19 protein-coding genes are annotated in these 19,810 nt (G+C 67.5%); 10 read left to right on the top strand and 9 right to left on the bottom strand.

All coding sequences use genetic code 11. From position 1 onward, the window contains the following. Positions 1–34 precede the first annotated feature (34 nt). Together ACFWCF_RS09005 and ACFWCF_RS09000 are read left to right on the top strand one after the other, a co-directional pair. A complete protein-coding gene (locus ACFWCF_RS09005; protein WP_378559868.1) occupies positions 35–1,105 on the top strand; it encodes a magnesium and cobalt transport protein CorA in 1,071 nt (356 codons plus the stop codon). Then, positions 1,096–2,898 carry a hypothetical protein gene (locus ACFWCF_RS09000; RefSeq protein ID WP_378559865.1) on the top strand — a complete coding sequence of 601 codons (1,803 nt, stop codon included), beginning with the start codon at positions 1,096–1,098 and terminating at the stop codon, positions 2,896–2,898. The genes ACFWCF_RS09005 and ACFWCF_RS09000 overlap by 10 nt, the downstream gene beginning before the upstream one ends. Positions 2,899–2,942: 44 nt before the next feature. Here ACFWCF_RS09000 and ACFWCF_RS08995 read toward each other — a convergent pair whose 3' ends face one another. The 3 genes from ACFWCF_RS08995 to ACFWCF_RS08985 are packed head-to-tail and all read right to left on the bottom strand — an operon-like array spanning position 2,943 to position 5,963. Beyond that, positions 2,943–3,536 (bottom strand): suppressor of fused domain protein, encoded by a 594-nt coding sequence (locus tag ACFWCF_RS08995; RefSeq protein ID WP_378559862.1) that lies wholly within the window; start codon positions 3,534–3,536, stop codon positions 2,943–2,945. A 60-nt stretch (positions 3,537–3,596) separates the two neighbouring features. After that, positions 3,597–4,826, bottom strand: coding sequence for a GNAT family N-acetyltransferase (locus tag ACFWCF_RS08990; RefSeq protein WP_378559859.1), 1,230 nt, complete (start codon positions 4,824–4,826; stop codon positions 3,597–3,599). A gap of 21 nt (positions 4,827–4,847) precedes the next feature. Then, positions 4,848–5,963 (bottom strand): winged helix DNA-binding domain-containing protein, encoded by a 1,116-nt coding sequence (locus ACFWCF_RS08985; RefSeq protein ID WP_378559856.1) that lies wholly within the window; start codon positions 5,961–5,963, stop codon positions 4,848–4,850. 77 nt (positions 5,964–6,040) lie between these two features. Between ACFWCF_RS08985 and ACFWCF_RS08980 the strand changes: the two genes are divergently transcribed. After that, on the top strand, positions 6,041–6,478 hold the full coding sequence (locus ACFWCF_RS08980) for a protein-tyrosine phosphatase family protein (RefSeq protein ID WP_378559853.1): 438 nt from the start codon (positions 6,041–6,043) through the stop codon (positions 6,476–6,478). Here the strand turns inward: ACFWCF_RS08980 and ACFWCF_RS08975 are convergent. The 4 genes from ACFWCF_RS08975 to ACFWCF_RS08960 all read right to left on the bottom strand — a co-directional run bounded on the left by ACFWCF_RS08975 (position 6,467) and on the right by ACFWCF_RS08960 (position 10,837). Beyond that, the gene (locus tag ACFWCF_RS08975) at positions 6,467–7,282 is read right to left on the bottom strand and encodes a hypothetical protein (RefSeq protein WP_378488794.1); all 816 of its coding nucleotides are present in this window, start codon (positions 7,280–7,282) and stop codon (positions 6,467–6,469) included. The genes ACFWCF_RS08980 and ACFWCF_RS08975 overlap by 12 nt on opposite strands. Positions 7,283–7,302: 20 nt before the next feature. After that, positions 7,303–9,792: an FtsX-like permease family protein gene (locus ACFWCF_RS08970; protein ID WP_378559850.1), complete on the bottom strand. Its 2,490-nt coding sequence runs from the start codon at positions 9,790–9,792 to the stop codon at positions 7,303–7,305. Further along, positions 9,789–10,493 (bottom strand): ABC transporter ATP-binding protein, encoded by a 705-nt coding sequence (locus tag ACFWCF_RS08965; protein ID WP_378559847.1) that lies wholly within the window; start codon positions 10,491–10,493, stop codon positions 9,789–9,791. Before ACFWCF_RS08965 ends, ACFWCF_RS08970 begins: the two co-directional genes overlap by 4 nt. Positions 10,494–10,579: 86 nt before the next feature. Then, complete coding sequence (locus ACFWCF_RS08960; protein WP_378559844.1) at positions 10,580–10,837, bottom strand: hypothetical protein; 258 nt, start codon at positions 10,835–10,837, stop codon at positions 10,580–10,582. A 226-nt stretch (positions 10,838–11,063) separates the two neighbouring features. On the opposite strand from ACFWCF_RS08960, the gene ACFWCF_RS08955 reads away from it, so the two are divergent. Together ACFWCF_RS08955 and ACFWCF_RS08950 are read left to right on the top strand one after the other, a co-directional pair. After that, positions 11,064–12,338: a sensor histidine kinase gene (locus ACFWCF_RS08955; protein WP_378559841.1), complete on the top strand. Its 1,275-nt coding sequence runs from the start codon at positions 11,064–11,066 to the stop codon at positions 12,336–12,338. After that, the gene (locus ACFWCF_RS08950; protein WP_378488789.1) at positions 12,329–12,988 is read left to right on the top strand and encodes a response regulator; all 660 of its coding nucleotides are present in this window, start codon (positions 12,329–12,331) and stop codon (positions 12,986–12,988) included. The genes ACFWCF_RS08955 and ACFWCF_RS08950 overlap by 10 nt, the downstream gene beginning before the upstream one ends. 30 nt (positions 12,989–13,018) lie before the next feature. Here ACFWCF_RS08950 and ACFWCF_RS08945 read toward each other — a convergent pair whose 3' ends face one another. Next, entirely contained in the window at positions 13,019–13,504 is a 486-nt protein-coding gene (locus ACFWCF_RS08945) for a general stress protein (protein WP_378488788.1), read from the bottom strand. Between the two features lie 98 nt (positions 13,505–13,602). Further along, on the bottom strand, positions 13,603–14,559 hold the full coding sequence (locus tag ACFWCF_RS08940; RefSeq protein ID WP_378559838.1) for an HpcH/HpaI aldolase/citrate lyase family protein: 957 nt from the start codon (positions 14,557–14,559) through the stop codon (positions 13,603–13,605). Positions 14,560–14,617: 58 nt separating this feature from the next. On the opposite strand from ACFWCF_RS08940, the gene ACFWCF_RS08935 reads away from it, so the two are divergent. The 5 genes from ACFWCF_RS08935 (at position 14,618) to ACFWCF_RS08915 (ending at position 19,775) form a co-directional block, all read left to right on the top strand. Continuing rightward, a complete protein-coding gene (locus ACFWCF_RS08935) occupies positions 14,618–15,892 on the top strand; it encodes a magnesium transporter MgtE N-terminal domain-containing protein (RefSeq protein ID WP_378488786.1) in 1,275 nt (424 codons plus the stop codon). Next, a complete protein-coding gene (locus ACFWCF_RS08930; RefSeq protein ID WP_378488785.1) occupies positions 15,885–16,406 on the top strand; it encodes a DUF1003 domain-containing protein in 522 nt (173 codons plus the stop codon). Before ACFWCF_RS08935 ends, ACFWCF_RS08930 begins: the two co-directional genes overlap by 8 nt. Before the next feature lie 120 nt (positions 16,407–16,526). Further along, positions 16,527–17,450 carry a hypothetical protein gene (locus ACFWCF_RS08925; protein WP_378559835.1) on the top strand — a complete coding sequence of 308 codons (924 nt, stop codon included), beginning with the start codon at positions 16,527–16,529 and terminating at the stop codon, positions 17,448–17,450. 284 nt (positions 17,451–17,734) lie between these two features. After that, on the top strand, positions 17,735–18,616 hold the full coding sequence (locus ACFWCF_RS08920; protein WP_378488783.1) for a lytic transglycosylase domain-containing protein: 882 nt from the start codon (positions 17,735–17,737) through the stop codon (positions 18,614–18,616). Between the two features lie 25 nt (positions 18,617–18,641). Beyond that, complete coding sequence (locus ACFWCF_RS08915) at positions 18,642–19,775, top strand: Mrp/NBP35 family ATP-binding protein (RefSeq protein WP_378559831.1); 1,134 nt, start codon at positions 18,642–18,644, stop codon at positions 19,773–19,775. Positions 19,776–19,810: the final 35 nt, after the last annotated feature.

Genomic DNA, 19,810 nt, shown 5'->3' with positions numbered 1-19,810 from the left:
GCCGAAGGCACCTCTGGATACGGAAGGGAACCCGTTGCCGAACCACTCCCTGCCGCGTCCCGGACGCCGCGACACCGCCGACGCACCGACGATTCGGATTCCTGCCGAACGCGCGGTGGTCGACTGTGCGATCTACGTCGACGGCACGCGTCTCCCCGGCCGGTACACCCATGCCGCCGCCCTCGCGGAGGTTCGTCGACGCGGCGAGGGCTTCGTCTGGCTCGGGCTCCACCAACCCGACGAACATCAGATGACGAGCGTGGCCCGCACGTTCGATCTGCACGAACTGATGGTCGAGGACGCAGTGCACGCCCATCAACGCCCGAAACTCGAACGTTACGACGATCTGCTGTTCCTGGTGCTGCGCACCGTGACGTATGTCGAGCACGAATCGGTGACCACCACCAACGACATCGTCGAAACCGGCGAGATCATGTTGTTCACCGGTCCCGACTTCATCGTCAGCGTGCGCCACGGCGACCATTCGGAACTGTCTGCGGTGCGCACTCGTCTCGAAGCCGACCCCACGCAACTCGCGCGCGGGCCGGCTGCGGTTCTGCACGCGATCGCCGATCATGTCGTCGACTCGTACCTCGAGGTCACCACTGCGGTGCAACCGGACGTCGACGATCTCGAGGAGTTCGTCTTCACACCCGACACCCGGATCGCCGTCGAGCAGATCTATCTCCTCAAGCGCGAGATCCTTCAGCTACGGCGCGCCGTGGTGCCACTCGAGGAGCCGCTGCAACGGCTGATCCGCGCACCCGGAAACCCGATCCCCAAGGACATTCGCCGCTATTTCCGCGATGTCGCCGATCACCACACCACGGTGTCCGACCGCATTGCGCTCTTCGACGAAACACTGAGCACCCTCCTCGATGCGGCGCTCGCGAAGGTAACGGTGCAGCAGAACACCGACATGCGGCGAATCTCCGCATGGGTGGCCATTGCCGCAGTGCCCACGATGATCGCAGGCGTCTACGGCATGAACTTCGACCACATGCCGGAATTGCATTGGGAGTACGCCTACTACGTGGTCATCGGCGCAATCGCCCTCATCGTGGCGGTGTTGTTCGTCCTGTTCCGCCGCAACAAATGGCTGTGAGCTCCGCACTTCTCGAGCGCGTCCCTGCTTCGTCCGGTTCACGCCTCGGCGGGCGTACGGTGCTGTTCGTCGCACTCGCGCTCATCACAGTGCAGGTAGCGATCCGCGGCGTCCTCGCATTCCGGGGCGAATTCTACTGGGACGACCTGATTCTGATCGGGCGAGCAGGGACGTACCCGCTACTGTCGCCGGAATTGCTGAACTACGACCACGACGGTCATCTGATGCCGGGGGCGTTCGCGGTCGCCTCGCTGGTCACGTGGCTCGCACCGATGCAATGGTGGCCTGCTGCACTGACTCTCGTCGTCGGCCAGCTGTTGGCCTCGCTCGCGGTGTTGCGACTGTTGTGGCTGGTCCTCGGTCCACGTCGGGTGCTGTGGGGACCACTGTTGTTCTATCTGTTCTCACCGTTGACGCTGCCCGCGTTCGCGTGGTGGGCGGCCGGCCTCAACTCACTCCCCCTGCAGGCCGCACTCGCCTGGGTGGCCGGCGACGCCCTGCAACTCGCGCGGACCGGAAAGCCGCGTCATGCCGTCTCCGGCATCGTCGTCACGCTCGGCGCGCTGGTGTTCTTCGAGAAGTCGATCCTCGTACCGTTCGTCGCGTTCGCAACGGTCGCGCTCGTGTACCGCGTCGACGGTGCACCGCGACCCGTCCTCGCCGCATGGCAGCGAGCGCGTCCCCTGTGGCTCGGGACCGGGGCCGTGCTGGTGGCATGGGCTGCGTGGTACAGCACGGTCGTCGCATCGAGGTTCGGAGTGCCGCCGTGGTCGATGGTGGCGGGGCTGACCCACCACGGCCTGTCGTACGGGCTGGCGCCGTCGCTGCTCGGTGGACCGTGGCAGTGGGACCGGTGGAATCCGAGCCCGCCTTGGGCCGACCCACCGATGCTCCTCGTAGTCGCGGCGTGGGTAGCCCTCGCGGGGGCGCTGGTGTGGAGCCTGCGTTGCCGAGCCCGGACCGGTTGGGTGTGGATCGCGTCGGTCGCGTACGTGTGCGCCTCGCTCGTGGCAATGATCAGCACGCGGTTCGGGCCGGAGACGACGTACGAATTGGCGCAGACACTGCGCTACTTCGCCGACTCGTCCGTGATCGTCGCGATAGCGGCTGCGCTGATCCTGCGCGCCCCCGAGAACAGACCGACAGCGGTGCGGTCGCGTGCGGTCGCCCTCGCATGTGCGATCGCGTTCGTCGTGAGCTCGGTGTGGTCGACCACGACATTCACCCGCAGCTGGACCGACAACCCCACCGGTGAATACCTTGCGACCGCAAAAGCGTCGCTCACCGAGCATCCGCAGGATCCTGTGCTCGATCATCCGGTGTCGGTGTGGGTGTTGCTGCCCATCACCCATCCGCACAATCTCGTGGGGTCGGTGTTCTCCGCGTTGCCCGGACGTTCCGCCATCAGTGATCACACCACAGAGCCGAGTGTCCTCGACGATCGCGGTGCGCTGGTGCCCGCCGAACTCATGCCGCTGCGCGGCGTTCTCCCCGGATCGGTGCCCGAGTGCGGGTACGCGGTGACCGACGATGTGGTGACATCGCTGCCATTGAACGAACCCGCAGGCGATTGGGAGTGGACCGTCGAGCTCAACTACATGGCCGCCGACGAAGGCGAGATCGACCTCGGGTTCCCCGGGCGGCCCCGCGTCACCGTGCCGGTCACCGAAGGACTCGGCTCGGTGTATGTGCGACTCCCCGGTGGCGGTGCTGCACTGCAGGTCGAGTCGGCGACACCGGGCCTGAACGTGTGTATCGGCGGCGGATCGATGGGTGTCGTCGTCCCGAGCTGACCGTCACACCGACCGGTCACATACGGGCGGTCACATACGGGCGGTCACATACGGGCGGCGGCGCGTTCCGGATCCCGCACATCGATTTCTGCCTCCGCCCACGCATCACGGAGCGCATCGGCGCCTCGCAGACGCTTCCATGCCGCTTCGTTGGCAGTGATCGGTACCGCGTCGAAGAAAGCCACCGGATCGGCCGGTTCGGGCAACTCCAGATCGGACACATCGCTCGCTTGGAGAAGCACCGCGGTGAACGGCGCTCCCTCCCACAGCGGCTCACCGACATCGAGGAGGGCATCCGCGGTGAGCACCACGCCTTCCACGGCGGGGAGCGCCGCGAGTACCGCAAGGCTGCGGTGCACACCTGCGGTGAGTCCATCCGCTCTGTGCAGGCTCAGTACCAACTCTGCTCGCGGACCGCGGGTCGGATCGGCGACCGTTGCCGTGGGGTCGCCCATCGGATGACGCGAACAACCCAGTGTCGCGAATCGGGTGAGGCCATCGGCGGCGCGGAACCGCAGAATGTCGATCGGCTCGAGGCCGAGGAACGTCACCGACGCGGATTCGGGCGCCGGTCCGGTTGCACCGGACAGACTGGCGACGAGGTGGGCACGGACTGCGGTGAGGACGGCTTCGGTCACCTCTGCAATCTAACTGTCCCCGCCCCCGAGCCGTTACCCGTGTTGCCTCCGGTGGGAATGTCAGAACATCGTTCCCGCGAACGGCGCCAGCGGCCACGTGAACAATGCCTCGGCGACGTGGAGCGCCGCCCGGTCGTGCACCTCGATCCGCCCAGCAGCCGCCAGTTGGTGGCATCCCACGCCGCCGAGCAGCAAGGATCCGAGTTCGGCTACATCGAGCTCGAGCTGCGCAGGTCCACTCGAGGTGGACACACCGTCGGCAGAGATCTCGAAGACCCCGGTGTTCTCCGCGAAGACAGGGTCGGTCACCGCGATGCGCACGCTCCCGGCACCCACGAACGAGCGGGCTTCGAGCGCCCGCGACACGTCGAGGATCCGCAACCAGGTCTCGTCCGACACCGAACGGACAACAGCATCACGATGATTCGTCAGCATCCACGGCAGCGGATCGTCGGCCGGTACCGCGTCGAACACGATCCGGTCGACGAGGTCGAGGCTCAGCAGGAATCGGACGAGACCGGCGTGTGCTTCGGCAGTGGGAGCGAAGAAGTCGCTCACGACAATGGTCCGGTCGCGACCGCCGAACCATGCCCCGGTGTTCTCCGGGCGATATCGGACGAACCCGTCCTCCCCTCCCGCACTGCCGTGCACAGCGACATAGACGGGCCCGTTCACCGCCGAGAAACGGAACCGTTGCGAAGCCCACCAGAACGAGGTGCGTTCGATACGTCCCGGCCGATGTGTTACGTGCTCGGAGTAGATGCGTTCCAACAGATCCCACGCATCGGGGTAGTCGACGAACCGGACGGGACCACCCTGCGGCACGCCCGCGCGCAGAGTCGCACGGCGAACGTCGACGTCGAGGGTCGTGGACGTCGACGCAATGCCGTACCCGAACCGCCCGTAGATCGTGGCCTCCGAGGCACGCAGGCTCGCCACGACCTCACCGCGTCCGCGTGCATCCTGCAACTGCCGGCGGACCAGCGACGTGACCACTCCGCGGCGCGTGTGGGTGGGGAGCACCCCGATGTGGGTGACACCGGCATGCGGCACCCGCTCGCCTCCCGGCAACACCAGAAAGCCCGACGTGGCATCGACGGTCCCGACGAGTGCGCCGTCGATGAAGGCGCCGAAGGTGCGACCCTTCTCGAGGTAGTCGCCCATCCGCCCCTCCGGATAGTCCGGACCTGCGGGCAGGCCGACCATGGCCGTGCGGAACAGCGCCATCGCCTGCCGCAACTCCCCCTCGGACTCGAGGACGCGGATCGCAACTTCGGGGTGTTCACTCATACGCCCGAGACTAGGGCTTCCTCACGTCGGGTAGGCGATGAGCCGTACGTCGTGCTCGTCGGCGTCCGGGGCGGCGAACTTCATCAGCTTCGCCCCTTCTGCCTCGATCGCCGACCGACTCGACGCTGAGAGGGACCGCCACGCGGTGACCTCCAACACCGCAGACCTGCGGCCGGTGATGAGCTTCGCAGCTCCGGCGACCCGCCCACCGACGAGAACCATGGGCGCGATGATTCCGTTCTTCGTCATCGTGCGGGCGCGGTGTTCGTCCGAGATGAACCGGCGGCGGTCGGCGTGTGCGAGCAACGCATTGTCGAACGGGGCAAGAATCCGCACCGGCGCGGGAGTCGACGGGTCGGGGCGCGGTGCGTCGGGCAGATCGAACAGTTCGACTCCGCGCTCGTCGCGGAACGTCACGAGTTCCGGGCGCAGCCGCTCGACGATCTCCGAAAGCCGCGTCAGACCGCACCATGCCTGCAGGTCACGAACGCTCGCCGGGCCGAACGCCGCGAGATACCGCAGAACGAGCCGGTCCGGGCCGGGAAGGTCCGATGCCGGTGGACCTGCCCACACGTCCAGAGGTGCAGGTCTCGGCAGCGCCGAGCGCCCCCACAACCCGCGCGGCGTGACCTGCACCAGCGGAAGCAGGCACCGCACGGCATGGGCCAGCGCCGCGGGATCCTGCTCGGGGAAATGCTCAGCGAGCAGGGGGCGGAGCTCGGTCTGACTGCGCGGAGTATCGGACAACAATTCTCGTGCGAGCGATGCGAGCGCCTTCCGGTCGACATCGCGCAGGCCGGCGCGATGGGCCGGGTTGGTGTCGAGGTCGCGGTCGAGCAGCGGCTGCACCCACGGACGCAGTGCGTGTGCGTCGGCCACCGACACCGCGAACACCGTGCCGCGCATCAGCACGATCCGCACCACACGTCGGGATTCGAGGAGGTCGGACAGTGCCTCGGGGCGGAAGCCGCGGAGTCGGGTCCACAGTGCGTAGTAGGGAGGGGTGGGTGATTGCGCCTGTACACCCATCAAATGTTCGATCATGGTCAGCGGATCCATGTCGCTGCGGCGCAACAGATGCTGCCGGGCGAGCGTCGCGCGGCCGAGTGCACGGTCGGTGAGGGTGCCGATGGTCACAGTGCACCTTGACACACACGACCGACACGAACTCGTGTGGAGCAGGCGGACAGCATCGGCACAGGTAGGTTTCCCTCGTGCATGAGGAATGGGACATCGGGTCTCCCGGCGTACTGCAGTTGCCGTCGGGGAGGCGCGTACGCGGACGTGCCCTACGCGCGCCGCTGCCCGATGGCCCGCTACCCGAATTCGGCGTGTACCTCCAAGGGCGTCCACTGGTCCCGATCGATTGGGACTCGCGATGGGTGCACTGGCGCGACTTCCGCGTGCCGTCGGACGGCGCGGATGCGTACGACGCGCTGTACGAGGTGTGGGTCCGCGCGGGACGGCAACGCGTGGAGGTGGCGTGCAGCGACGGTCGGGGACGCACCGGAACTGCGCTCGCATGCCTCGCCGTACTCGACGGCATCCCCGCGAAGGAAGCAGTCTCCTTCGTCCGCCGCCATTACGATCCGCGCGCGGTCGAAACCCCGTGGCAGCGCCGCTTCGTCGGACGGTTCCGTTCACCCGGGTGAACGGCGTCCCTTCACCCGGACCACCTCGGCTTCGGCCGCAGATGCCTCACGCTCGGCGGCGGTGACCTCCTTCTTCGCTGCCGCGACCGAGCGACGCGCGAACTTGCGCTGTTCTTCGGCGTGGATCAGCTTGTCCTGCAGCGCAGCGACCTCCGCCTCGTGCCGGGCGAGTTTCTCCTCCGCCGATGCCATGACGTCGCGGGCCTGCTCGACCGCGTGACGTGCGTCCTGCGCTGCGGCGGTGGCCTCTTTCACTTCGGCCTGTTCTGCGGCGCGTTCGGGTTCCGGTGCGGCCCGATCGGGAACCACAGTCAGCGGCGCCGACGAGAGATCACCGAACCCGCTGGACTCGATGATCGCGTCGAGCCTGCCCCTGCGCACACGGTCGGCGACCGCCGGATCCGCCAGAGCGGCGTTGAGGGTCTGCGCCACCTCACGCAGCGCGCTCTCGCCCACATGTCTTCCACGCTCGGAGGCGAGTTCGGCGGCCTCCCGCTCGAGCGCGGAGATCACCTGCCGTCGCTGCACCGACAGTGCGCGCAGGTCCTGACCGGACAGGGTTCGCTGCGCGGTGCGCAGGGCATCGCCGAGATCCAAGAGGACACCGAGTTCGTCGGCTCGTTCACGTGCCAGGAGGTTCACCAGCCAGGCCGCGACCGTCGGCTTGCGGAGTCGGCCGATCGCGGCGGTGAGTTCCCGGTCGCCGGATTCGCGGGCCCGCGCCACGTGTTCGGTGCGCGCGGCGATGAACTCCCCGGGGTCGAGGCCGTACAGGGAGTCGGCCACCGAGTCGAGAGTGGGCATGGGGTCGAGCGTAGTGGCGATCACCCTGCCGGCACAGGCACACCCGATCCCTGCAGCAGATAGCGTGCGGGCAGCGTCGTCGCCAGGTGCGCGACCGCGCAGGTGACAAGCACCGTCCCCACCACCGGCCACAGCGGACCCTGAGGCCGAGGTTCTCCGACGAACCCGATGGCCAGGATCGTCATCGGGCCGAGTGAGATCGCCAGTCCGATGACGGTTGCGACGAGGCAGGTGAGCGCGGTTTCCGACCACGCCATCGTGTGGAGTTGGCGCGGGGTGGCCCCGACGGCCCGCAGCAGTTGCCATTCCCGTCGACGTCGGAGCGTGCTCGCCACGAGACGGTTGGCGACACCGAGCAGGATGTATCCCATCAGGACGAGGGAGACGCCGATGTTGAGCACGCGTGAGGGATCTTGTGCGGCCGGCCCCGCCAGGGCCGTGCGGGCATCGTCGAGCTTCAGCCCGGGCGAGCCCGCGAGAAGCGGCGCGAGTTCGGTCGTGATCCCCGCGCGGTCGCCGGCGACGAGCACCTCGTCGTAGAGCCCGGACGGCCCCTGCGGAAGCAGATCCAACGACGCGACGATCTTGCCGAATCCGAAGCCGCGGGCGTAGGTCGCGACGACCGTCGGCTCCACCTCGGTCCCGTCCGACAAGATCAGCGGCAGGGTGTCGCCGACGTCGACCCCGGCAAGCCTGGCCGCAGCCGATTCCATTGCTACGGACGCACCGGTGAGGTCCGACAGATTGCCGTCGGTGACGGCGAGATCGAGTACCTGTCCGACGCCGGGACCGACAGCGAGCATCGGGTATTCCTCGGCACGGGCCCCGCCATCCTGCTGAAACGGACGTAGTGCGGTGGACCGGATCACGGCGACGGCCGCGGTCGACGAGGGTGCGCGCTCGATCGCCGCGAGCGCCGACACCGACACACCGCCTGCGGCGGGAGCGGACACGAGCACATCCGCGACTGCGCCTTCGCTCACCTCGTGATCCACCGTGGCGCTTGCGGTGGTGCCCGCGAAGATCTGTGTGGTCAGCAGTCCGACCGCGAGTGCGAGGACGCTGATAGTGCCACCCGTCCGAAGGGCATTGCTTCCCGAGTTGCGCACGGCCAGCCAGCCACTCGCAGAACCGGTCCTCGGCGCGACCCAACCGCAGACACGACCCACCATCGCCGGGGCGATCAGCGCCACGCCGATGATCGCCAGGAGCGTTCCCGACGCCGTGCCGATGAGAGCGTCCTCGCTTCGGATCGCCAGTGGAACGACGGCAGATCCGGCAGACAGCGCCAGCACCACGAACCCCACCCGGGTCCGCAGTGAACTGCCGCTGCGGGGTTCGACCTCGGTCTCGAGGATCGCCTCGGTGCCCGGCATTCGGGAGATACGCAGCGATCCCGTACGCGCCGCCACCTGAACCATGCCCAACATCAGGAGTCCGGCGCCCAGCGCCGGACCGGCACTCCAGCTCGGTGTCTGCCCGGTCGCAAGCATCCCCACCGCGGCCAACGGCCTCGTGGCTGCCGCAGCCAGCACGTAGCCACCGATGATGCCCACGATCACAGCCCCGAACGCCGCACGCGTCGTCTGCCCGGCCGTCATCGACCGAATCTGTCGCGGTGTCGCGCCCACGGCACGGAGCAATGCGATCTCCCGGGACCGGTTCGCCACACCGACGGAAACCGCTCCCGCGGTGATGAATCCGACAAGTACTACCACCACTCCCCCGACCGAGAGCGCTGCGGCCGTCAGCATGCCGGTCGCGGACGTCACCGCCGGACGTTCGGCTCGGCCGATATCGCCGCCTGTCGCGACCACGAAACCCCGTCCTGCGACGAGTTCCTCGATGCTGCCGGTGATCGCGGCGGCATCGGCGTCGTCGTCGAATACGACGGTGAACAGGTCTGCAGTGTCTGCCGGCTTCCGGGAGAGTTCGCGCGCCGAGGTGTCGCTGACGAGGACGCTGCCACCCGCGAGATCTGCGATGCCGGTGACCCGCATGTCCCGGACTTGTCCGCGGAGCAGTACCTCCACCGCGTCGCCGACCGAGACACCGGCCCGGGCGGCTGCATCCGCGGCCAGTACGACGTCGGCGGGCCCGCTCGGTACGTCGCCGGTCAGGTCGACCGTTCCGAGAAGAGAATTCCATCCGTGCCCGTTGTCGCGGACCGAGTCCACGGGCAGCACGCTGCCGCGACCGTCGATGACTGCCGCCGGGAAGCTCAGGTCTGCCGCAACCGCACGCACACCCTGCACCTCCCTCAGGTCGCCGGCGAGATCTGCCGGAACTCCGACCTGCTCGGGCAGCACCGGATCGAAATCTTCGTCCTGCGGGACGCTCTGGTCGCCGGCGACAACCATGTCGATGCCGGCGAACCGCTCCGTGGGCACCTGTGAACGAAGGCCTGATTCGCCCAGGACGAGGCAGAACGTGACCAGGGCCGCGCCCACCGCCACCGCACACATCACCGCGAGCACTTCACCGGCCCGAGCCGGCAAACGCACCGTCATCCGGCTCGTCCTCCCAGCAATGCGGTCAGCATTCGCGCATCGGGACCGCGCAGGACCTGATCGATGCGCCCGTCGGCCATCACCACGACGTCGTGTGCCCGGGCGGCAGCTGCGGGGTCGTGGGTGACCATCACGACGGTCTGTCCGAGGTCGCGCACGAGATCATCGAGGAGGGAAAGGATCCGGTCGCCGGTGGCGGGGTCCAGCGCGCCCGTGGGTTCGTCGGCGAAGACGACGTCCGGGCGGGTCGCGAGTGCGCGGGCCACCGCAACCCGCTGTTGCTGACCACCGGAAAGTTCTCCGGGTGCGCGAGACAGGAAGTCGCCCAGGCCGACCCGATCGACGACCGTGGCGAGCCACGCCTTGTCTCCGGGTCTCTCTGCCAGGCGCAGCGGCAGGGTGATGTTCTCCTCGACGGTCAGGGACGGGATCAGGTTGTAGGCCTGGAACACGAATCCCACCCGTTCACGCCGAAGCCGTGTGCGGGCGGTCTCCCGCAGTCGACCGACCTCCGTGTCGCCGATCCACACCCTGCCGCGCGTCGGCGCATCGAGTCCGGCCGCGCAGTGCAGTAGAGTGCTCTTCCCGGAACCGGACCGGCCCATGACGGCGAGGAATGCGCCACGGGGGACGGTCAGACTCACCTCGTCGAGCGCGGGTGCGCTTCCTCGATTTCCCTTGGGCCGAAAGACTTTGGTCACGCTCTCCAATCTGATTGCGGCTGTCACGCATCTTCCCTCGACGGTGGTCCGCGTGTGTGCGACAGCAGTGTGCGCGACGACGCTGTTCACGAGCGCCGCCGCCCCAGGTAGCGCGCCGCCAGCATCGCGAGGCAAAGGACAGCGGGAATCCCGAATACCAGAGAGAACAGCACATCGTCGGGCTTGGCGATCGAGAACACAGCATTCAGACCGACGAAAACTGCAAGCGCGCCCCACAGTGCCCCGGTCGCCCGGTCGCGGGGCTCCGGCCGAGAGTCCGCCGCCGAGAGCGGCTCAGGTTGTCCGGATCCACGGTTCGGTCGGATGCCATACGGGTCGTCCACGATGTCTCCTCCAGGGGTCGAGGCCGCGAGCGCTTCGCGGGGCCGTCGTTCACTGATCTCGACGCTATGAGCGGCCGCGTCGTCCCGACATCCCGACGGCTACCGGGTTCCGGTACAGCAGGCTGTACTTTTCATTGCGAGCATCGCACCCGTATGGACGGCTCAGGCGCACACGGCATACCGTCGGCACATCAACAACCTCCACGTGAGGATCCGAGGAGGGTCATTGGCTGCCGGTAGCGACGCTCGGCGAACGACACTGCGCGAGAATGCAGTTTCAGCGGCGAAGAACGCGGCCGTGGCGACGAAATGGCTGGTGATCGGAGCCGGCACCGCTGCCCTGGCGCTCCTCTGCGTGCTTGCCCTGATCCTGGTCGCCGCGCTGTGTCTGGTGGGTGTCGGAGTGTTTCTGCTCGCGCCGGTGCTGTCCGCCATCCGATGGCTCGCAGATCTGGAACGACGACGGCTCGCCGCGATCGGAACTCCTGTCCCGTCGCCGTACGGTCGAATTCCCACCGAGTGGCGAGAGACATGGCGGTTCCTGCGCTCCGACCCCGGGCCCCGGCGAGACATCGCATGGTTGTGCATCCACGCCACGTTCGGTCTCGTCCTCGGCCTGCTGCCATTGGAACTGCTCTCGAATGCTGTGGAGGAGCTCAGCGTTCCGCTGTGGTGGCAGCTGGCTCCGCCGGGTGGCGCGACGATCCTCGGTGGCCTGGTACCCGTCGACTCATGGACCGATGCACGCTGGGCGATCGTCACCGGTCTCGGCTGGACGATCCTGTGGTTCGTGTTGCCCCCGTTGCTTCTCCGGGCGCAGGTGGCCCCCGGTATCCGGTTGTTGTCCCCGCATCCGGACGTCGACCTGTCCGAACGCGTCGCCGAGTTGACAGCGACACGAGCGGCAGCCCTGGACGCCCATACCGTCGAATTGCGCCGGATCGAGCGGGCGCTGCACGACGGCGCGCAGAATCGACTCGTGACCGTCGCCGTGCTCACCGGAGCAGCTCGCCAGGCCCTGGCCAGGAATCCCGCGACCGCCGATCCGCTGCTCGAGCGTGCCCAGCAGAGCGCTGAAGTCGCCCTCGCGGAACTGCGCTCGGTGGTGCGGAGCATTCTGCCGCCCGTTCTGGAGTCCGAGGGCTTGCCGGGTGCCTTGTCGGCGCTGGCCGCACAATGCCCGGTCGAGACCCGGGTGGACACACAGGTCTCTCCTCGATGCCCGGTGGCCGTCGAGGCCATCGCCTACTACGCAGTGGCCGAAGCACTCACCAACGTCACCCGACACAGCGGGGCACAGCGAGCCGATGTACAGGTGCAGCGACACGGAGACACACTCGTAGTCGAGGTGAGGGACGACGGCTCCGGGGGTGCGGCCGTCGGACCGGGCTCCGGGCTCGCGGGGATCCGGGGACGCGTCGAGGCGCACGATGGGACCTTACAGGTGGACAGCCCGGCCGGTGGGCCGACGACGGTGACGGCGGTGATCCCGTGCGGATAGTGGTGGCCGAGGACGACGCGTTGCTCCGGGAAGGGCTCGTGCTGTTGCTGCGAGGAGAGGGACTCGACGTGGTCGCCGGGGTCGGCGACCCGGACGCACTGCAGAGCGCCGTGGAGCAGCATCGCCCCGACGTCGCGATCGTCGATGTCCGGATGCCACCGACTCACACCGACGAAGGCATCCGGGCCGCCGTTGCGGCCAGGGCTGCTCATCCCGACCTCGCCGTCCTGGTGCTGTCGGCGTACGTGGAGCAGAGCTTCGCCACCGAGTTGCTCGCGGGCGGTGCTCATCGCACCGGATACCTGCTCAAGGAACGCGTCGGGCGGGTCGACACCTTCATCGAGGCGCTGCATCGCGTCGCCGACGGCGGCACCGCGATCGATCCCGAAGTGGTTGCCCAGCTCTTCGCACGGCAACGCGCCGCCGACCGGCTCGCCGACCTGACCGTGCGCGAACGCGAGGTTCTCGCCGTGATGGCCGAGGGGCTGGGCAACGGCGCAATCGCGACTCGGTTGTTCATCACCGAGAACGCAGTCCACAAACACATCCGGAACATATTCGCCAAGCTCGGCCTGCACGCCGGCGACGACTCCGACCGGCGGGTCGTCGCGGTACTGCGGCACCTCGACGCCACCGGCATCCGAGGGTGACCCTGCACTGCCTGCGAGCAGGCAGTGCGGTTACAGGGCCAGCTTGGCGAGCAGGTCGCGTGCCGTCTCTGCGCTGCGCGGCTCGCACAGCACGTCGTAGCGGCCGGCGACCAGCTGCATCGTCGACGAGAAGTCGCGCTGCCCGCGCGTCGCCGCGTAGGGGATCGTCGCCGAGATCAACCCGAAGATGATGCCGCCGACCAGGCCCACGATGAGCGGACCGACGAAGTCGGTGGAGAAGATCCCGAGCAGCAGACCGAAGAACAGGCCCAGCCACGCGCCGGAAACGATGCCGCCGCCGATCACCTTGGCCCACGTCAACCGCCCTGTGACTCGTTCGACCTGCATGAGGTCGACACCGACGATCGTGACGTCCTCGACCGAGAAGTTCTGGTCGGACAGGTGGTCGACGGCGCGTTGCGCTTCGGCGTACGTCGTGTAGGAACCGACCGGCCACCCGCTCGGCGGTTCCGGAAGACCCGGCGCCTGTCGTCCGGGCCCCATGGGATTCGTCATTCTCGCTCCTTCTCGTGTGCCGTCGGCGTCTCGATTCCTCCGACGCGGATCCACGTCTCCGGTCCATTCTGCCGGTATCGGAACGCGGGCGGCGATGACTACTGCGGCGGCTCGAACGACGTGGTGCGTGCCATGCCCGCGGCGCGACCCTTCGCCGAGATGACCAGCGCCATCTTGCGACTGGCCTCGTCGATCATCTCGTCACCGAGCATCGCGGCACCGCGGGCGCCGCCCGCAGCGGAGGTATGCCACTCGTAGGCGTCGAGGATCATCTCCGCCTTGTCGTAATCCGCCTGGCGCGGGCTGAACACCTCATTGGCAGCATCGATCTGGCTGGGATGCAGCACCCACTTGCCGTCGAATCCGAGTGCTGCCGAGCGCTGCGCCGACCGACGGAACGCCTCGACGTCGCGGATCTGCAGGTAGGGGCCGTCGATGGCTTGGAGTCCGTGGGCACGCGCGGCCATGAGAATCGTCATGAGGATGTGGTGGTAGGCATCGCCGCGGTCGTAGCCCTCGGGCTGCTCCCCCACCACGAGGGTGCGCATGTTGATGCTGGCCATGAAATCGGCGGGGCCGAACACGAGGGTCTGCACGCGCGGGCTGGCTGTCGCGATCTCGTTGATGTTCGTCAGGCCGAGGGCGTCCTCGATCTGCGGTTCGATCCCGATCCGCCCGACCTCGAGTCCGTGGGCCTTCTCCACCTGGGTGAGCAGCAGATCGAGCGCCTTCACGTGGCTTGCGTCCGGCACCTTGGGCAGCAGGATCGCGTCGAGGTGCGCGCCTGCGCCACCGACGACGGTGGACACATCGAGATAGGTGGCATCGGTGGTCCAGTCGTTGACGCGCACGACCTTGAGCTGATCGCCCCAACCGTCTTCGTTCAGTGCCTCGACGATGGTGGTGCGTGCCTGCTCCTTGGCGAGCGGCGACACGGCGTCCTCGAGATCGAGGAAGAGCGCGTCGGCGGGCAGGCCCTTCGCCTTGTCGATCATCTTGCGACTGCTACCCGGAACCGCGAGTACCGACCGTCTGGGCCTGAATGAGAACGACATGGGGTGACCGAACCTCCGTGTTCCGTGATCGACGAGCGCACGCTCTAGCCTGGCAATCATGGCAGCAGTGAGCAAGGTATTCGCAGCGAGGCTGGCCGGCCTGGTCGTGCTAGGCCCCGACGGCGAATCGATCGGTCGTGTCCGCGACGTCGTGCTCACCATCCGAATAGGCCGCCAGCAGCCGCGTGTTCTCGGTCTGGTCGTGGAACTTCCGACCCGGAAGCGGATTTTCGTCCCGATGCTGCGAGTCACGGCGATCGCGCCGGGTTCGGTCACCCTCGTCACGGGCAATGTCAGTCTGCGCAGGTTCACTCAGCGCCCGTCCGAGGTGCTCGCGCTCGCGCAGGTGCTGGACTCCCGCGTGCGGATCGACGATCCGGAGCTCACCGATCTCCACGCGGCGGACGTCACCGTCGTCGATCTCGGGATCGAACTCACTCGCAGCCGGGACTGGCTGGTCGCGCGTGTCGCGGTACGACGACACCGCGGGCGGCTCTCCCGCCGCGCTCCCGTGCAGGTCGTCGAATGGCCACATGTGCACGGCCTGACGCAGCAGGCCCTGGCACTACCGGGGCAGGGTGTCTCGCAGTTGCTGCTGCAGTTCGAGGATATGCGTCCCGCCGACGTCGCGAACGTGCTGCGCGATCTCCCGGCCAAGCGCCGCAACGAGGTTGCCGCTGCGCTCGACGACGAGCGCCTCGCCGACATCGTGCAGGAGTTGCCCGCGGACGACCAGACCGATCTGCTCAAACACCTCGAGGTCGACCGCGCCGTCGACGTGCTCGAAGCCATGGATCCGGACGATGTCGCCGACCTGCTCGGCGAACTGCCCGAGACAGACGCCGAATGGTTTCTGCAACGCATGGACCCGGAAGACTCCGAGCCGGTGCGGCGTCTCCTGGAGCACTCTCCCGATACGGCGGGTGGTCTGATGACACCGGAGCCGGTGGTGCTCACTCCCGCGACGACGGTCGCGGAGGCACTCGCCCGAGCACGCAATCCCGATCTCACTCCGGCGCTGGCGTCGATGGTGTTCGTGGTCCGGCCGCCGACCGCGACACCGACCGGCCGATATCTGGGTTGCGTTCATCTGCAACGATTGCTTCGCGAACCGCCGGCGAGCCTCGTCGGAGGCATCATCGACAATGATCTCCCGCGACTCGATCCGGAGGACTCCCTGGCTTCGGTCACTCGGTACTTCGCGACGTACAACCTGGTGTGCGGTCCGGTCGTGGATGACGAGCAGCATCTGCTCGGTGCGGTGAGTGTCGACGACGTGCTCGACCATCTGCTGCCCGAGGATTGGCGTGAAGAGGAGGAAGAGGATGAGTGACCGCAACTCCTTGGGTTCACAGCGGCTCGAGACTCCCCGAACTTCCCGATTCCGGGTCAACTTCGATGTGGAAGCCGTCGGTCGTGTCAGCGAATCGATCGCCCGTTTTCTCGGTACCGGCCGTTATCTGACGATTCAGACGGTCGTGGTGATCGTCTGGATCGCACTCAACATCTTCGCGGTCGGTCTGCGGTGGGATCCGTATCCGTTCATCCTGCTCAATCTTGCGTTCTCGACGCAGGCCGCGTATGCGGCGCCGCTGATTCTGCTCGCCCAGAACCGCCAGGAGAACCGGGACCGTGTGTCGCTGGAGGAGGATCGGACACGCGCCGAACAGACGAAAGCCGACACCGAGTTCCTCGCGCGTGAGCTTGCCGCGTTGCGACTCGCGGTCGGCGAAGTCGCGACACGCGACTATCTGCGACGAGAACTCGACGATCTGAAGGCCTTGATCACCGAAGCCGACAAGGGCGACGACGTGGGTACCGCACAGGCGAAGCCACCGAGGCGCTGACACACCGGGGCGTCGAAGAGGACGGATGCCGCAACGGCAGGTTGCACATAACCCGACCGCATTCTGTAATGTGCGTCACAACAGGTGGATGTGCGTTCGGTTCGAAGGTGGGGTGTTCGGGTGCGGTGGCAGGCGGCTCTGGTTGTTCCGTTGCTCGCGGCAGCAGGTTTCGTTGCGACAGCGTCGGCGCCCGCGCCGAGCGGCGCTTCCGTCGATCCCGCGCCCACGCCTACCGCCGCCGTACGGGAAGTGGGCATCCTGCCCGCCGAGCCGGCGACCCCACAGGCGATGCGCAGCCCGTCCGCAGTCTCCGGGACCCCGGGCGATCCGCTGTCCCAGGCGCCGCCGGCGATGCCCGGTGACGGGTTCGCCATTCTGGGCGACGGACCCCTCGCAATCCCGGAGCTCGTGTTCTACGCGTATCGCGCCGCCGAGATGCAGCTCGCGATCGATTCGCCGGAATGCGGGCTGCCGTGGCACCTCCTGGCAGCGATCGGACGCGTCGAATCGAATCACGCCGACAACGGGCGCACAGACGTCCTCGGCACCCTCGCGGCGGCGCGGGTGACACCCGACGGCCGCCTCGGCCCGATGCAGCTTCCGGCTGCTGCGTGGGAGCAATTCGCTTCGGACGGAAACGTCGACGGCGTGACGGATCCGCAGAACGTGTTCGACGCGACCCTCACCGCCGGGGCGTGGGCCTGCGCAGACGGCGCCTCCGCGCGAGACGGTGCAGGTGAGACCCGGGTGGCTGCCATGTTCAACCCCTCACCGGAGTACCTGGCGAATGTGCGCACGTGGTCGGCGGCCTACAAGAAGGGTGCGGAGGTTTCCCCGGCGATCCCTGCGGTGCCACCGACAGCTGTGCCCATCCCTGCCGCTGTCGCGATTCCCACTGCGGACGCGGCCGCTCCGGCCACACCGGACACGACCGACGGCCCCACCCGCGAGCAGACCGACCCGCCCACGCCGGAACTGCCCATGATGACAATTCCGGAACTGTCGGAAATCCCGTGTCTCGTCCCCACGCTCTGCGGGCAGTGACACCGCACTCCGGACGGAGAGCCGGACATTTACCCCATCTTTTCTGTTACTAAGATCACATCGACGTAACAGCATTTTCACCCTCCCCGAAAGGCATCGCGCGCCACTCAGCGCCCCGACCGTGGGTTTTCGAATCCCGTCGCCACCGGCGACTACGCTCCGCCTCGATATCCGTAAACCCTTGTTACATCACGGTTGAGTAACGGAAGCGCATCAAATCCTGTAGTGTCGGCCCGGCCATATAACGGAGGCATCTCGAGAATGATGCCCGAGGGAGGTAAGTAGTGGGCCGGCACGCTAAGCCATTGGATTCGAAGCTCCGTCGCAATTCCGTCATCGCCATGACGGGATTGGTGCCGGTGGGCTTGGTTGCTGCAGCCGCCACCACAGCGGGCGCATCGCCCCGCACACTCCTCGGTATCCACCAGCAGGAAGCCGAGCCCGCAGCAGCCGCGACACCGATCGACGACATCACCGCAGCCGTGAACGCCGTCGACATCCCGCAGGCCATCGCTGTCGCCCAGAACGTCATGCTCGCTCCGAAGCCCGCCGCCACACCTGCGCCGAAGGCCGCGCCCGAACCGGAACCCGAACCCAAGGTTCTGCACGAAGGTCCTCTCGGAATTCCCGGCATCAACTTCGACGCCTACATCAACGCCGAACGGATCCTCAATGAGGAGAACCCGGGTTGCGGCATGTACTGGACGCTGCTCGCAGGCATCGGCCGCGTCGAATCCGGCCATGCCAACGGAGGCCAGGCCTACGAGGACGGCAACCTCCACAAGCCCGTCATCGGCCTCCCCCTCAACGGCAGCCTTCCCGGCCAGGCCGTGATCACCGACACCGACGGCGGCGTCCTCGACGGCGACACCGTGTACGACCGGGCCGTCGGGCCGATGCAGTTCATCCCCACCACGTGGGCCCAGTACGCAGGCGACGGCAACGGCGACGGCAAGGCCGACCCGCAGAACCTCTACGACTCGACGCTGACCACCGCGCGGTACCTGTGCGACGGCGGCCTCGACATGCGCAACCTCGCGCATTCGACGAAAGCCATCCACCGCTACAACAACTCGATGGCGTACGTCGCGAACGTCCTTGCCTGGTCTGCCGCGTACTCCACGGGCATCTCACCCAGCGCAGCCGACCTGCCGAGTATCCACTGACCCACCGCCACCTACCATGGTCACCATGGCAGTCCTCGAGTCCGAAATCCGAAGCGCGCTCGCACGTGTCCAGGATCCGGAGATCCGCAAGCCCATCACGGATCTCGGAATGGTCAAGAGCGTCGACATCCGCGACGACAGCAGCGTCGACATCGAGGTGTACCTCACGACGGCCGGGTGCCCGATGCGCACCGAGATCACCGATCGCGTCACCAAGGCCGTAGCCGACGTCGCCGGAGTAGGTGAGATCCGGGTGACGCTCGACGTGATGAACGACGAGCAGCGCACCGCCCTGCGCAAGTCCCTCCGCGGCGATTCCGCCGAACCCGTCATCCCGTTCGCACAACCCGGTTCACTCACCCGCGTCTACGCCGTGGCCTCCGGCAAGGGTGGTGTCGGTAAGTCGTCGGTGACTGTCAACCTCGCCGCTGCGCTGGCCGATCGCGGGCTGTCGGTGGGTGTGCTCGATGCCGACATCTACGGCCACTCGATTCCGCGCATGCTCGGCACGTCGGCCAAGCCCACCCAGGTGGAGCGGATGATCATGCCGCCCGTCGCACACGAAGTGAAGATGATCTCCATCGCCCAGTTCACTGAGGGGAACACCCCGGTGGTGTGGCGCGGCCCGATGCTTCACCGGGCACTGCAGCAGTTCCTCGCCGATGTGTTCTGGGGCGATCTCGACGTGCTGCTGCTCGACCTTCCGCCCGGCACAGGCGACGTCGCGATCTCGGTGGCGCAATTGGTCCCCAATGCGGAGATCCTCGTCGTCACCACCCCGCAGCAGGCAGCCGCGGAGGTCGCCGAGCGCGCCGGGTCGATCGCGTTGCAGACCCGTCAGCGCATCGCAGGTGTCGTCGAGAACATGTCGTGGCTCGAACTGCCCGACGGCACGAAGATGGATATCTTCGGAACGGGTGGCGGCCAGGCCGTCGCCGATCGGCTCTCCCGCGCCGTGGGTGCCCCCGTGCCGCTGCTCGGGCAGATCCCTCTCGACCCGGCCATCCGCGAATCCGGCGATGCGGGCACTCCGATCGTTCTCAGTGCACCCGATTCCCCACCGGGCATCGCGCTGCGGGAGATCGCCGAGAAGCTCGCTGTACGTCGTCGCGGTCTGGCGGGCATGTCGCTGGGGATCGACACCACCCGGAATCTCTGAGCTGCCCTACGAAGCCCCTCCTCGGGGCGAGCGCC

Origin of the sequence: Rhodococcus sp. NPDC060090, from assembly GCF_042729855.1 — a bacterium.
Taxonomy (GTDB): domain Bacteria; phylum Actinomycetota; class Actinomycetes; order Mycobacteriales; family Mycobacteriaceae; genus Rhodococcus.
This window is presented reverse-complemented; position numbering and strand designations above follow the sequence as displayed.

What these genes read in the sequence shown, in the direction of transcription:
- ACFWCF_RS09000 (WP_378559865.1), top strand. Translation starts at nt 1,096, where the DNA reads ATGGCTGTGAGCTCCGCACTTCTCGAGCGCGTCCCTGCTTCGTCCGGT.
- ACFWCF_RS08990 (WP_378559859.1), bottom strand. Translation starts at nt 4,826, where the DNA reads ATGAGTGAACACCCCGAAGTTGCGATCCGCGTCCTCGAGTCCGAGGGG.
- ACFWCF_RS08975 (WP_378488794.1), bottom strand. Translation starts at nt 7,282, where the DNA reads ATGCCCACTCTCGACTCGGTGGCCGACTCCCTGTACGGCCTCGACCCC.
- ACFWCF_RS08970 (WP_378559850.1), bottom strand. Translation starts at nt 9,792, where the DNA reads ATGACGGTGCGTTTGCCGGCTCGGGCCGGTGAAGTGCTCGCGGTGATG.
- ACFWCF_RS08945 (WP_378488788.1), bottom strand. Translation starts at nt 13,504, where the DNA reads ATGACGAATCCCATGGGGCCCGGACGACAGGCGCCGGGTCTTCCGGAA.
- ACFWCF_RS08940 (WP_378559838.1), bottom strand. Translation starts at nt 14,559, where the DNA reads ATGTCGTTCTCATTCAGGCCCAGACGGTCGGTACTCGCGGTTCCGGGT.
- ACFWCF_RS08935 (WP_378488786.1), top strand. Translation starts at nt 14,618, where the DNA reads ATGGCAGCAGTGAGCAAGGTATTCGCAGCGAGGCTGGCCGGCCTGGTC.
- ACFWCF_RS08930 (WP_378488785.1), top strand. Translation starts at nt 15,885, where the DNA reads ATGAGTGACCGCAACTCCTTGGGTTCACAGCGGCTCGAGACTCCCCGA.
- ACFWCF_RS08915 (WP_378559831.1), top strand. Translation starts at nt 18,642, where the DNA reads ATGGCAGTCCTCGAGTCCGAAATCCGAAGCGCGCTCGCACGTGTCCAG.